The 11,954-nt window shown below is 70.4% G+C and carries 12 protein-coding genes; 1 reads left to right on the forward strand and 11 read right to left on the reverse strand.

All coding sequences use genetic code 11. The features are described 5' to 3' along the window. Position 1 precedes the first annotated feature (1 nt). The 11 genes from GGQ63_RS12395 to GGQ63_RS12445 all read right to left on the reverse strand — a co-directional run bounded on the left by GGQ63_RS12395 (position 2) and on the right by GGQ63_RS12445 (position 10,882). A complete protein-coding gene (locus GGQ63_RS12395; protein WP_183856282.1) occupies positions 2-745 on the reverse strand; it encodes an SDR family NAD(P)-dependent oxidoreductase in 744 nt (247 codons plus the stop codon). After that, a complete protein-coding gene (locus GGQ63_RS12400; protein ID WP_183856285.1) occupies positions 742-1,692 on the reverse strand; it encodes a 3-hydroxyacyl-CoA dehydrogenase in 951 nt (316 codons plus the stop codon). Before GGQ63_RS12400 ends, GGQ63_RS12395 begins: the two co-directional genes overlap by 4 nt. Continuing rightward, positions 1,692-2,582: an N-acyl homoserine lactonase family protein gene (locus GGQ63_RS12405; RefSeq protein ID WP_183856287.1), complete on the reverse strand. Its 891-nt coding sequence runs from the start codon at positions 2,580-2,582 to the stop codon at positions 1,692-1,694. Before GGQ63_RS12405 ends, GGQ63_RS12400 begins: the two co-directional genes overlap by 1 nt. 5 nt (positions 2,583-2,587) lie before the next feature. Then, the gene (locus GGQ63_RS12410) at positions 2,588-3,181 is read right to left on the reverse strand and encodes a hypothetical protein (RefSeq protein WP_183856289.1); all 594 of its coding nucleotides are present in this window, start codon (positions 3,179-3,181) and stop codon (positions 2,588-2,590) included. Further along, entirely contained in the window at positions 3,174-4,175 is a 1,002-nt protein-coding gene (locus tag GGQ63_RS12415) for a substrate-binding domain-containing protein (protein WP_183856291.1), read from the reverse strand. The genes GGQ63_RS12410 and GGQ63_RS12415 overlap by 8 nt, the downstream gene beginning before the upstream one ends. Positions 4,176-4,241: 66 nt before the next feature. Continuing rightward, positions 4,242-5,531 carry a histidinol dehydrogenase gene (gene hisD, locus GGQ63_RS12420; RefSeq protein ID WP_183856293.1) on the reverse strand — a complete coding sequence of 430 codons (1,290 nt, stop codon included), beginning with the start codon at positions 5,529-5,531 and terminating at the stop codon, positions 4,242-4,244. Between the two features lie 63 nt (positions 5,532-5,594). Beyond that, positions 5,595-6,815, reverse strand: coding sequence for a sugar ABC transporter substrate-binding protein (locus GGQ63_RS12425; RefSeq protein WP_246429765.1), 1,221 nt, complete (start codon positions 6,813-6,815; stop codon positions 5,595-5,597). A 91-nt stretch (positions 6,816-6,906) separates the two neighbouring features. After that, positions 6,907-7,926, reverse strand: a complete 1,020-nt coding sequence (locus GGQ63_RS12430; RefSeq protein WP_183856295.1) for an ABC transporter permease — start codon at positions 7,924-7,926, stop codon at positions 6,907-6,909. After that, positions 7,923-8,924 (reverse strand): ABC transporter permease subunit, encoded by a 1,002-nt coding sequence (locus GGQ63_RS12435; RefSeq protein ID WP_183856297.1) that lies wholly within the window; start codon positions 8,922-8,924, stop codon positions 7,923-7,925. Before GGQ63_RS12435 ends, GGQ63_RS12430 begins: the two co-directional genes overlap by 4 nt. After that, positions 8,921-10,474, reverse strand: a complete 1,554-nt coding sequence (locus tag GGQ63_RS12440) for a sugar ABC transporter ATP-binding protein (protein WP_183856299.1) — start codon at positions 10,472-10,474, stop codon at positions 8,921-8,923. The genes GGQ63_RS12435 and GGQ63_RS12440 overlap by 4 nt, the downstream gene beginning before the upstream one ends. A gap of 144 nt (positions 10,475-10,618) precedes the next feature. Beyond that, entirely contained in the window at positions 10,619-10,882 is a 264-nt protein-coding gene (locus GGQ63_RS12445) for a hypothetical protein (protein ID WP_246429766.1), read from the reverse strand. Between the two features lie 264 nt (positions 10,883-11,146). On the opposite strand from GGQ63_RS12445, the gene GGQ63_RS12450 reads away from it, so the two are divergent. After that, positions 11,147-11,878 carry a FadR/GntR family transcriptional regulator gene (locus GGQ63_RS12450; protein ID WP_183856301.1) on the forward strand — a complete coding sequence of 244 codons (732 nt, stop codon included), beginning with the start codon at positions 11,147-11,149 and terminating at the stop codon, positions 11,876-11,878. The last annotated feature ends 76 nt before the right edge of the window (positions 11,879-11,954 follow it).

Here is an 11,954-nt window from a genome sequence, read left to right on the forward strand (position 1 = left end):
CCTACCCGAGCAGCCGTCCGCCTTCGACCGGGATCACCGTGCCGGTCGTGAAGGTGAGCGTCGCCGCCACCGCCACCACGGCATCGGCGATCTCCTGCGGCCGGGCGAGCCGGCCGAGCGGGGTCAGCGCCGCCTGCCGGTCGCGCCACGCCTGGTCGAGCCCCTTGACGAACTCGGTGTCGACGAGACCGGGCGCCACCGAGACGACGCGGATCGCCGGGGCGAGCGCGCGGGCGAGCGACTTGGTCAGATTGTCCAGCGCCGCCTTCGAGGCGCAATAGGCGATGTTGCTGCCCATCGCGCTCTGCGCCGCGACCGACGAGATGTTGACGACGAGACCGTCGCCGGTCGCCGCGAGGAGCGGCCGGAAGGCCCGTGTCGCGGCGATCGGCCCGCGCACATTGACCGCGAGGATGGTGTCGATGAGGGCATCGTCGAGCGCGTCGAGATCGCCGTGCGGCACGAAGCGGGTGGTGCCGGCGCAGTTGACGAGGATGTCGAGCCGGCCGAACTCCGCCTCCACCGTCGCGGCGAGCGCGGCGAGCGCGGCACTGTCGGTGACCGGCGCGGCGACCGCGCGGTGGCCGGCGCCCGGCAGATCGGCGACGAGCGCCTCGGCGGCGGCGGCCGAGCTGTTGTAGCCGGCGAGCACGACGGCGCCCGCGGCGGCGAGGGTCCGCACCGTCGCCGCGCCGATGCCGCCCGCGCCGCCGGTGACGAGCGCGACCTTGCCGTCGAGCCTCATGGGCCGGCCTCCTTCGCCGTCTGCCGCTTGTGCGCGACGAGGCGCATCAGGCGCGCGTCGCGCCAGGCGCGCCGGGCGGCGAGATCCGCCTGCGGCAGCAGCGCCCGACGCTCCGTCTCGACGCGGGCGACGAGATCGTCCGACCAGGGCCGCGGCGCGGTACGGTCGAGCGCCACCGAATGATAGAGCGGCCCGAGCCGGCGGGCATAGTCGGCAACGCCGCCCGGCGCATTGAGATCGATCGTCTCGAACGGCCCCATGAACGACCAGCGCAGGCCGAGCCCGTGCGCCACTGTGGCGTCGATATCGGCGGCGCTCGCATAGCCGGACTCGTAGAGCGCCCAAGCCTCGTTGAGCAGCGCGCCCTGCAGCCGGTTGAGGATGAAGCCCTCGATCTCGCGGTTGACGACGATCGCCACCTGGCCGGCCGCCTCCATCTCGGCACGCAGCACCGGCACGATGGCGGGATCGGTCCACGGTGCCGGCACCAGTTCGACGAGCGGCACGAGATGCGGCGGGTTGACCGGATGGGCGATCAGGAAGCGCGCGCGGTTGCGGCAGCCCTCGGTGAAGGCGGAGGCCGGAATGCCCGAGCTCGAACTGCCGACGACGGCATCGGGCCGCATCGAAGCGTCGATCTCGAGCGAAATCGCCGTCTTCACGTCGGTCCGCTCGAACACCGATTCCTGCACGTAATCGGCATCGCGCACCGCATCGGCGAGCGTGTCGGCGACCGTGATGCGGGCAAGGACCGGCGCGACCGCCTCGACGAGGCCGACCGCGCGCATCTCCTCGAGGCTCGCTTCGATCCGGTCGAGGACCGAGCCGCGGATCGCCGCATCGGCGTCATAGACCGACACCGACGCGCCCGAGCGGGCGAAGACGATCGCCCATCCGGAGCCGACGAGGCCCGCCCCGACAATGGCAATTGAGCGGAAGGCGCCCATCACGACACGCGCGAGGGTTCGCCGTCGGCGAGGCAGATCTCGGTGATCCTGAGGCCGTCGGCGGTGATGCGGGAGGGGAAGCGGTCGCGCAGCCGCTCCTCATGGATCGGAATGACGCGGCGGGCCTCATAGCCGACCTGCTTCATCATCTCCTCGGTGGCGAGCACCAGATTGGTCTGGCTGCCGACCGCGAGGCCGACCGGAACATAGATCGGATCGGCGACGTCGACCGCGCCGCCCGGCCCCTCGATGTTGTCGAAGACATAGACGAGGTCGCCGGCGAGCACCCAGCTGTCGGAGGACTGTGCCTGCCGGTCGTTGCGCACCGTCACCCACATCGAGCCATAGGTATGGCTGTCGAAGGCGGCGTGGAGGTCGATGCCCGGCAGCACCTCGGCGCGCGCGCCGTCCACCGTGACGAGCCGGCGCTGGCGGGCGAGATCGAGGCCGCGCACGATGTCGCCCGGATCGACGGCCGTCATCATCCAGCGCATCCGGTCGGGCAGCGACATCGCCCAGGCCCATTTCGCGATCTCGCGTTCCTGGATGTAGAAGGTGGCGTTGGGGAAATCCTCGACATTGCCGAAATGGTCGAAATGGGCGTGCGTCACGAACACCGTGTCGACATCGGCCGGCTTCAGGCCGATCCCGCCCAGAACGACCTCCGGCGAGCGCCAGTTCTCGACGCCGAACCGGTCGCCGAGCACCTTGCCGTAATCCTTGTCGTTATAGCCGACATCGACCATCGCGACGCGCCCGTTGCCCTTGATCAGCGCATAGCAATAGGGAAGCTTGACGTAGCCCTGATTGTGGGCGCCGTAGAGCACGCCGCTCTTGTGGTAATTGGTGACGAAGCTGTATTCGAGAACCCAGATCGAATAGTCGGCCATTTCTCTCACTCCCTTCTCGTTGTTTCGCGCGCCCCGGCCGGCTGCACCATGCAGGCGCAGCAGGCCTGGCGGAGATCGACCATGGCGAGGCCGGCCTCCGCATCGCTCGCCGTCTTCAGCGCCCGGTAGGCGGCTGCGATCTCGTCGGCGGCGCGGTCGATCGCCGCCTCGCCCCCCGCCCGCTCGCCGAAGCGGCGGATGCTCGCGAGCCCCTCCCCGATCAGCCGCCAGGCGGCCTCGAGCCGCGCCCTGTGGGCGGCGAGCCCGCCCGGCGCGGCGAGGCCGGCGAGCCGCTCGCCGGCCGCCCTCCAGCGCTCCTCGGCGATCGGCAGGTCCGGCAGGTCGAGCACCTCGCGCCGGCCGCTCGCCCGCACGAGGATGAGGAGCCCGGCGAGCTGGCCGATCAGCCGGCGGCAGGCGTCGAACACCGGCTCGGCGGCGGCCGCATAGGCGGAGAGCCGTGCCTCCGCAGCCATCCGCTCGGCCGGGCCGAAGCCGTCCGCGGCGAAGCGCGGCGCGGCATCGAGCGCCGCGCAGTCGGCACGATGAAGCGTCACGGCGCGCTCGAAGAACGCCAGCCCGGCGCGCCGCTCAGTCATGGCGCGTCCTCGCCGATTGCCGCTCGACCAGGCCGGCGGGCGGGATGCGGTTGACGAAGGGGGCGGTGGAAGCGTGCGCGGCGAGCTTGCGGGCGAGTTCGACCGTGCTCGCGAGCATCGCTTCGACCGGCTGGCGCACGGTGGTCAGCCCGTGCGAGGGCCAGGCGGCCATGGCGACATCGTCGAAGCCGACGACCGAGAGATCGTCGGGGATCGACAGGCCGAGTTCGCGGCGCACGCCGTCCATGAAGCCGATGGCGAGGATGTCGTTGGCGCAGAACACGCCGTCCGGCCGCGGCGAGAGCGCGGCGAAACCCGGCGCGGCGTGATAGCCCGCCTCGTAGGAGAAGAGCCCGGCCTCGATCACCGCCGGGGAGGCGAGGCCGCGCTCGACCGCCCGGCGCACGAAACCCTCGCGCCGCTCGATATTGGTCGAGGCGTCGGGGCGCGCTGCGACATAGGCGAGCCGGCGGTGGCCGCGGTCGATCAGATAGTCGGCGACCAGCGCGCCGCCGGCGGCGTTGTCGCAGGTGACGCCGAAGGCGTCGTCGTCGTTCGACAGCCGGTTGAAGAAGATCACCGGCGTGCCCGCCTCGTCGCATTCGCGCCGCGCCGCGGTCGACAGTGTCGAGGCGAGGATCACGGCGAGATCGGGCTGGTAGGTGAGGAGGAGGCGCACCGCATCGTCGATCTCGCCCGATGCGGAGGCGGCGACCAGCATGACGTTCATGTCGATCGCCCTGAGGTCCTCGGTCAGCCGCGTGACGACCTCGGGATAGAACGGGTTGGTGATGTCCGACACCACCAGCCCGACGATGCTGGTGCGCTTGGTGATCAGGCTGCGGGCGAAGGGGTTCGGCCGATAGCCGATCTCCGCCGCCCGCTGCAGAACGAGATCGCGCGTCTGCGGCGCGATCACGGCGTGCGGGTGGAAGGCTCGCGAGACGGTCGAGACCGACATGCCGAGGTCGCGCGCGAGGTCCTTGACGGTCACCCGCGGCTTCCGGTCCCTGTTCCTCGCGCCCGACATGCTCCCCCTCCGCCCGATCGGCTCCGGCGCTCAGGCGGCGTTCTTGCCGCCGAATCGCCGGACGCGGATGTTCGCCTGCTCCGCGTGCCCGTGGAATCCTTCCAGCATGCAGAGGCGCGAGCAATATTCCCCGACGAGCGCGCTCGCCTCGTCGGTCAGGACACGCTGATAGGTGCAGGTCTTGAGGAACTTGCCGACCCACAGGCCGCCGGTGTAGCGCGCCGCCTTCTTGGTCGGCAGGGTGTGGTTGGTGCCGATCACCTTGTCGCCATAGGCGACATTGGTGCGGGCGCCGAGGAAGAGCGCGCCATAGTTCGTCATGTTGGCGAGGAAGTAGTCCGGGTCCTTCGTCATCACCTGGACGTGCTCGGAGGCGATCCGGTCGGCCTCCTTCACCATCTCCTCATAGCTGTCGCAGACGATCACCTCGCCATAGTCCGCCCAGGACTGGCGGGCGATCTCCGCGGTCGGCAGCACACCGAGCTGGCGCTCGATCTCGGCCATCGTGTCGCGGGCGAGCTTCTCGGAATTGGTGAGCAGCACCGCCGGCGAGGTCGGGCCGTGCTCGGCCTGGCCGAGCAGGTCGGTCGCGCAGATCTCGCCGTCGACCGTCTCGTCGGCAATGACGAGCGTCTCGGTCGGGCCGGCGAAGAGGTCGATGCCGATGCGGCCGTAGAGCTGGCGCTTCGCCTCGGCGACGAAGGCGTTGCCGGGGCCGACCAGCATGTCGACAGGGGCGATCGTCTCGGTGCCGAGCGCCATGGCGCCGACCGCCTGGATGCCGCCGAGCACATAGATCTCGTCCGCACCGGCGAGGTGCATCGCCGCGACGATCGCCGGATGCGGGCCGCCCTGGAAGGGCGGGGCGCAGGCGATGACGCGCTCGACACCGGCCACCTTGGCGGTGACGACGCTCATATGGGCGGAGGCGACCATCGGATATTTGCCGCCCGGCACATAGCAGCCGACGGCATTGACCGGGATGTTCTTGTGGCCGAGCACGACGCCCGGCAGCGTCTCGACCTCGAGGTCCTTGATGCACTCGCGCTGCTTCTGCGCGAAATTGCGGACCTGGGCCTGCGCGAAGCGGATGTCGTCGAGGTCCTGCGGCGAGACCTTCGCGATCGCCGCCTCGATCTCCTCCGGGCTCAGCCGGAAGGAGGCGGGCGACCATTTGTCGAAGCGCTCGGACAGCTCGCGCACGGCCGCATCGCCGCGGCTCTCGATCTCGGCGAGCAGGCCTTCCACCGTGGCGCGGACCTTCGCGTCATTCGCCGCCACCGTGCTCGAATCCTGACCGCGCTTCAGATATCTCGCCATTTTGTTCCTCGTCTCGACGGATGCGGGAAGCGGGCGGCGGCCTCCGCCGCCCGCGATGTCGTGTCAGGGAGAGACGGTCGGCTCGACCGTCGTCAGCTTGTAGAGATCGGCCGGCGGCTCGCAGCCCTGGCAGTTGATGCCGGGCTCGTTCGGCGCCTTGACGACATCGGCCGGCAGCGGCTGGATGGTCGCGCCCGGCGTCGGCTTGCCCTCGAGCGCCGAGGCGAGCGACAGCTCCGGCAGCAGCTCGGGGTTGAACACTTCGGTGACGAAGGAGGACGGCACCTTGCCTTCGGGGAAGACGTTGCAGCCGTTCTCGAAGCGGTCGCCCTCGCAGACCTTCACCTTGTCGGCCGGCACCCAGGGCAGCGCATACTGGATGTTGGTCGGCTCGAGCGTGCGCTTGCCGGTCAGGATCTCCATCATCAGCTTGAAGGCATAGCCCGACTGCGCCGGCGGCGAGCCGGCCGAGACGCCCTTGAGGCCCTTCGCCTGCATGTCCGGATTGGCGAGCGCGAGGCGCAGGCCGTTCGAGTTCTCACCCGTGATCGGCACGAGGGCATGGCCGGCGTCGATCAGCGCCTGGATGGCACCGTATTCGCCCGCCTGCGCCCAGATGCCGTTGACGTCCGGATGGGCGGCGAGCGCCTTCGCGGTCTCCTGCTGCGTCGTGCGGTCGTCCCAGTAGGAATAGTATTCGGCGACCACTTCGATGCCGGGATACTGCTTGAAGATGTGCATGGCGCCGTCGGTGTGGCGCTTGTCGACCGAATTGCCCGGCACGCCGCGGCTGAGGAAGATCTTGCCCTTGCCGCCGAGCTCGTTGACGAGCGCCTGCGCGGTGTTCTCGCCGAAGCCCGAGGTGATGTAGCTGACGTTATAGGCGCAGGGCTCGGTCACCGTGGCGTCATAGGTGAAGAACAGCACGCCTTCCTTGCAGCCGCGCTTGATGACGCGGTTGAGCGCGGTCGAGGAGATCGGGAAGGTGATGATGCCGTCGGCGCCGGCGTCGATCATGCTCTCATAGGCGGAGATCTGCGCCTGCGGATCGGTGCCGGAGATGACCTCCGTCAGCTCGACCGTCTGGTCGTAGGGCGGCGTCGCGGCGAGCGCCTTGACGATGTTGGCCGCCTCGGACTGCCAGGCGTTGCCGCTGTAGCTGAGGCTCAGATAGATCTTGAATTTCTTGTCCTGCGCGTCGGCGGCGCCGACGAGCGTGGCGAGCGTCAGCATCGCCGCGGTGCACAGCGCCGCGGCTTTCGCGACCGGCTTCCAGCTCTTCATCACTTGGTCTCCTCCATCACGACCCCTTGGGGCCTCGGTTTGGTGAGAACGTTCTCACCCACGGCCGCGAGCCCTCCGCTCTCGACCGGCATCACGAACGTCCGGGCCGTCTCAGCCGGGCGAAGAGTTCCTCGCGCAGGAAGAAGAGCGCGGCGACGATGATCCCGCCCTCGATGACGGTGCGCCAGCCCTGCTCGAGGCCGATGGCGGCGATCACCGTGCCGAGCGTCGTCAAGAGGATGGCGCCGCCGACCGTGCCGACGAAGCTGCCGCTGCCGCCGAGGATCGACGAGCCGCCGATCACCACCGCGGCGATGCTCGGCAGCATGTAGCTGTCGCCCATCCGCAGCGTCGCGCCGTTCGCGTAGCCGACCAGCATCATGCCGACGAAGCCGGCGCAGACCGCGCTCGCGACATAGGCGAGGGTCGAGGCGGCACCGACCGAGACGCCGGCGACGCGGGCGGCATCCGGATTGGCGCCGACGGCATAGAGCCGGCGGCCGAACACGGTGCGGCTCTGCAGCGCCCAGCCGGCGAGAACGAAGAGGACGACGAAGAACACCACCGCCGGCACGCCGAGCCAGCTCGTCTTCATCAGAACCGTCAGGGCCTCCGGCGAGGCGCCGCGCGGCGTGCCGCTCGTATAGCCGAGCGCAGCCGAGGCGAGGATGATCGAGGTCGCCATCGTCATGATGAAGGGCGGGATCCTGAGCACCGTCACGCCGAAGCCGTTGAACGCGCCGACGAGGCCGCAAAGGGCGAGGATGGCCGGGAGAAGATACCAGGCGCCGGCATTGCCGGCGCCGACCCAGCCGGCGGTCAGCACGCCGCCGAGCGTGATCACCGCCGGGATCGACAGATCGAGCCCGCCGATCATCACGACGAGGCCCTGACCGAAGGAGACGACGATCAGGAAGGAGGCGAGCGTCAGCACGGTGAGCACCTGGCTCCAGGAGCCGAGCGCCGGACTGACGAAGCGCGAGCCGAGGATCAGCACGATGCTGAGCGCGAAGACGACGATCGCATTGATCGTCTCCTTCGAGACGCCGCCGGAGCGGCGGTTGTCGGCGGCGCCGTCGAAACGCACCGCCCCGTTTCCTTGCGCGCTCATCTCTGCGCTCCGTTTCCGAACAGGCGCGGCACCGCGCGGCCGAACAGGATCGCGGCGATCAGCACGAAGCCCTGGAAGATGCCGGTGTAGAAGGACGATACGCCGCCGGAGAACAGCACTTTCTGCAGGAGCATCAGCGTGCCGGCGCCGACGATCGAGCCGATCATCCCGCCGCGTCCTCCGGACAGCGACGTGCCGCCGAGCGCCACCGCGGCGAAGACGAGCATCAGCAGCGGGGCGCCGGCGTTCGGATTGCCGGTCGCCGTCTGCGCCGACAGCATGAAGCCGGCGACGCCGTAGAGAATGCCGGCACCCATGAAGGCGACGAAGCGGATGCGCCGGACGGAGACGCCGGAGAGCATCGCGGCCTGCTCGTCGGCACCCACCGCATAAAGGCCGACGCCGGTATTGGTGCGCAGCAGCACGAGCCAGACGAGCGCGACGGCGAGCACGACGAGGCCGGCGATCGGCACGATGCCGAACAGGCTGTCCGTCAGCTCGTAGCTCACCCAGTCGGCCACCGTGCCGCCCGGCGCGTCGAGCACGACGAGGGCGAGGCCCTGGCAGACGATCATCGTGCCGAGCGTCGCGGCGATGGTCTGCAGCCTGAGCACCGCGACGAGCCAGCCATTGACCGCCCCCACCACCGCGCCGATGGCGCAGCAGCCGAGAAGGCTCAACAGCGCGCCGCCCGGCCCTTCGAGCGGCCAGACGGCCATGAAGACATTGGTGAGCGAGATCACCCCGGCGACCGAGAGATCGAAGCCGCGCGACAGCACGACGAGCGTCTCGCCGGCCGCGGCGATGGCGAGCGGGGCGGAATTGTTGACGAGGCTCGTAAACGTATAGGCGGAGAGCGCCCGCGGCTCCCACAGCGCATAGAGCAGATAGAGGACGAGATAGAGGAGGGTGACGATCGCCGCGCCGCCCGTCAGCGCGCGACCGATGCCGCCGCGCCGGCTGCCCGCCCCCTCGTGAACCGTGCCGACCGCGCTCACCGTGCCGCCCCCCGGGCCGCATCGGCCCCTTCCTTGCCGGGGCCGGCGGCGTGGCCGACCAGCGCGCCGACGAGACGATGTTCCTCCAGCTCGTCGCCGGCGAACTCCGCGAAGACCCGGCCGCCATAGAGCACCAGGCAGCGGTCGGCGAGGTCGATCACCTCGGGAAGCTCGGACGAATAGAAGAGAACGGACCCGCCATCATCCGCGAAGCGGCGGATGGCGGCATAGATCGACTGCTTGGTGCCGACATCGACGCCCCGGGTGGGATCGAAGAGTAGGAGCGTGCGGGCGCCGGTGAGCAGCGTGCGGGCGAGCAGCGCCTTCTGCTGATTGCCGCCGGAGAGATCGCCGACGGGGAAGCCGAGATAGCGCTCGGCGAGATCGACATGGCCGGACACGCGGCGGGCGGCGCCCTGCTCGAGCCCCTTCCAGATCAGGCCGCCGCGGGCGATCCGCCCGGCGACCGGGAGAGTGATGTTGCCGGCCGCGGTCAGACTCGACAGGATCCCCTCGGTCTTCCGCTCTTCCGGCACATAGGCGAGCCCGCCGCCCGCCTTCAGCGCGGCGCGCGGATTGCGCAGGCTCGTCGCCGCGCCGTCGATGCGGATCGTGCCGCCGCTCGGCCGGGCGAGGCCGGCGAGGATGCGGAAGAGGTCGCGCTGGCCCTGGCCCTCGAGCGCGGCGATGCCGAGCACCTCGCCCTTGCCGAGCGTCAGGCTGACTTCCCTGAGGCTGCCGCCGGAGAGCCGGTCGAGGGCGATCACGGCCGGCGCGTCGGCCGCCGGCCGGGCGCGCACCGCCCGCTCACCGCGGACGCGGCGACCGACCATCATCTCGAAGATGTCGGCATCGGAGGCGCCGGAGAGATCGACGGTCGCGATGCTGCGGCCGTTCCGCAGCACCGTGGCGCGGGCACAGAGCGCGCGCACCTCGGCGAGACGGTGCGAGATGTAGAGCACGGCGACGCCGCGGGCGGTGACCCGGCGGACGAGGCCGAACAGCCATTCGACCTCGGCGAGCGCGGCGGTCGGCTCGTCGAGCACCAGCACCTTCGAGGCGTGCTCCATCGCCCGCACGATCTCGAGCCGCTGCCGTTCGGCGAGGGCGAGCGCGCCGACCTTCTCGGCGGCGTCGATGCGGGAGAGGCCGTAGCGGGCGAGGATGTCGCGCGCCGCGGCCCGGGTGGCGCGCGCCGAGGCGAGACCGAGGGCGCCGCGCGGCATGCGCGGCATCATCAGGTTTTCGGCGACCGTGAGATTGGGCAGGAGGCTCAGCTCCTGGAAGGCGGTGGCGACACCGGCAGCGCGGGAATCGAGAAGGGCGTGCGGCGCGAAAGCCGCACCGGCGAGCGTCATCCGCCCGGCATCGGGCCGCACCACGCCGCTCAGGATCTTGACGAGCGTCGACTTGCCGGCGCCGTTCTCCCCCAAGAGCGCGTGCACTTCGCCGGCCCTGAGCGACAGGTCGACGCGCTCGAGCGCCACCGTCGCGCCATAGGCCTTGGCGATGCCCTCGACGACGAGGGCGTCCGCCAACTCTCCCACCATGACGTTCCTCCCGTGCCCGGATGTTCGTGAGAACGTTCTCCGAGAACGTTCTCAGCGATACTACCTCGCCGGCCGCCGGTCAAGCGGGCACCGGGGGCGCAGCGACGGGAGTGCGGACGGGCGGGAGGCGGACGGGGCGCTGGTTCAGGGTCGGGTGTCGGGGCCGCGCCGTTCGTCCCGATGGCGCCGCCGCGGCAGCGCGCCTGCCAGACCGAGCAGGCCGAGGAGACCGAGCCAGCCCATGTCGACGGCGGTATCCTCGGTGGTGACCGGATTGTCGTCGGGCGGCGCCGGCTGGGCGGCCACCGGCGTCGCCGTCGCGGCAAGCGCGATCACCGCCGCCGCCATCCATCCCTTCGCTCCGGCCATCAAGCTCGTCGGGCGGGCGGTCTTCAGTTCGTCGGTCATCTCATGCGCTCCTGTTGGAGCGCCTCGAAGCGCCGGGGCACCCCGGATGTTCCCGCCCCGCCGGACACGACACCGGAGAGGTCGAGCCGGCCCTGTGTCGCGCCGCGCCACCCGCGCGCCGGTTGCTTGACAGGGAGCCCGACCGGCGGCTAGGTGATCTGGTTGTCTGGTCCGACCAGTCAGGTGCTAATGCCCTTTCAGCGCAACCCCCGCGATCCCGGCTCTCCGGCTTCCGGCGCACGCGACCCCGGTCCGCGCGATCCGATGAGTCTGACCGAGCTGCCGATCCTGCGCGAAGCGATCGTCAAGCGGCCGATCACCAATGTGATCGCCGACAAGATCGCCGGGCTGATCGCATCGGGCATATTGCAGGTCGGCGACCCGCTGCCGAGCGAGCGGGAACTGGCGAGCGCGCTCAATGTCAGCCGCGACGCGGTGCGCGGCGGGGTGCAGATCCTCGCCGCCCGGGGCATTCTCGAAATCTCGCATGGTGCCCGCACAAGGGTGCGCTCGGCCGATGTCGGCCCGGTGACCGTCGGTCTCGCCACTGCCCGCGCGGTCGATGCCTACGACCTCGATTCCGTCCACGCCGCGCGGCTGCTGATCGAGCGACAGGTGGTCGCCGACGCCGCCCGCAATATCGGTCCGCGTGAGCTCGCGCTTCTCGACGGCCATCTCGCGACGCAGAAGAGCGCGCTCGACGATCCCGTCCGCTTCCTGATCAGCGACCGCGCCTTCCACATCGCCGTCTATCGCGCCGCGGCGAACCCGCTGCTCGCCGATTTCAGCACCGACCTCTACGGCTACATGATGGAATATCGCCGCCGGGCCGTCGCCCGGCCGGACGCGATCGCCACGAGCTATGCCGATCACGTCGCCATCGTCGCCGCCCTGAGGGCGCACGATCCGGAGGCGGCGGCCGCCGCCTTCGCCGTCCACACCGGCCGCATCTACACGACGACGCAGCTCCTCATCGAGGAGGGCGACGGGGCCTGAAGGGGCCGCCGGCCATCCGAACACCACGCTTGATCCGGCGCGGCCGATTCCGGCCCCGCCGCATGGGAGGAAGACT

It is taken from the genome of Prosthecomicrobium pneumaticum (genome assembly GCF_014199915.1).
In the GTDB taxonomy this organism is placed as follows: domain Bacteria; phylum Pseudomonadota; class Alphaproteobacteria; order Rhizobiales; family Kaistiaceae; genus Prosthecomicrobium; species Prosthecomicrobium pneumaticum.

Bases quoted from the DNA above. Each gene is read 5' to 3' on its own strand.
- GGQ63_RS12395 (WP_183856282.1), bottom strand. From the start codon at position 745: ATGAGGCTCGACGGCAAGGTCGCGCTCGTCACCGGCGGCGCGGGCGGC.
- GGQ63_RS12400 (WP_183856285.1), bottom strand. From the start codon at position 1,692: ATGGGCGCCTTCCGCTCAATTGCCATTGTCGGGGCGGGCCTCGTCGGC.
- GGQ63_RS12405 (WP_183856287.1), bottom strand. From the start codon at position 2,582: ATGGCCGACTATTCGATCTGGGTTCTCGAATACAGCTTCGTCACCAAT.
- GGQ63_RS12410 (WP_183856289.1), bottom strand. From the start codon at position 3,181: ATGACTGAGCGGCGCGCCGGGCTGGCGTTCTTCGAGCGCGCCGTGACG.
- hisD (WP_183856293.1), bottom strand. From the start codon at position 5,531: ATGGCGAGATATCTGAAGCGCGGTCAGGATTCGAGCACGGTGGCGGCG.
- GGQ63_RS12425 (WP_246429765.1), bottom strand. From the start codon at position 6,815: ATGAAGAGCTGGAAGCCGGTCGCGAAAGCCGCGGCGCTGTGCACCGCG.
- GGQ63_RS12430 (WP_183856295.1), bottom strand. From the start codon at position 7,926: ATGAGCGCGCAAGGAAACGGGGCGGTGCGTTTCGACGGCGCCGCCGAC.
- GGQ63_RS12440 (WP_183856299.1), bottom strand. From the start codon at position 10,474: ATGGTGGGAGAGTTGGCGGACGCCCTCGTCGTCGAGGGCATCGCCAAG.
- GGQ63_RS12445 (WP_246429766.1), bottom strand. From the start codon at position 10,882: ATGACCGACGAACTGAAGACCGCCCGCCCGACGAGCTTGATGGCCGGA.
- GGQ63_RS12450 (WP_183856301.1), top strand. From the start codon at position 11,147: ATGAGTCTGACCGAGCTGCCGATCCTGCGCGAAGCGATCGTCAAGCGG.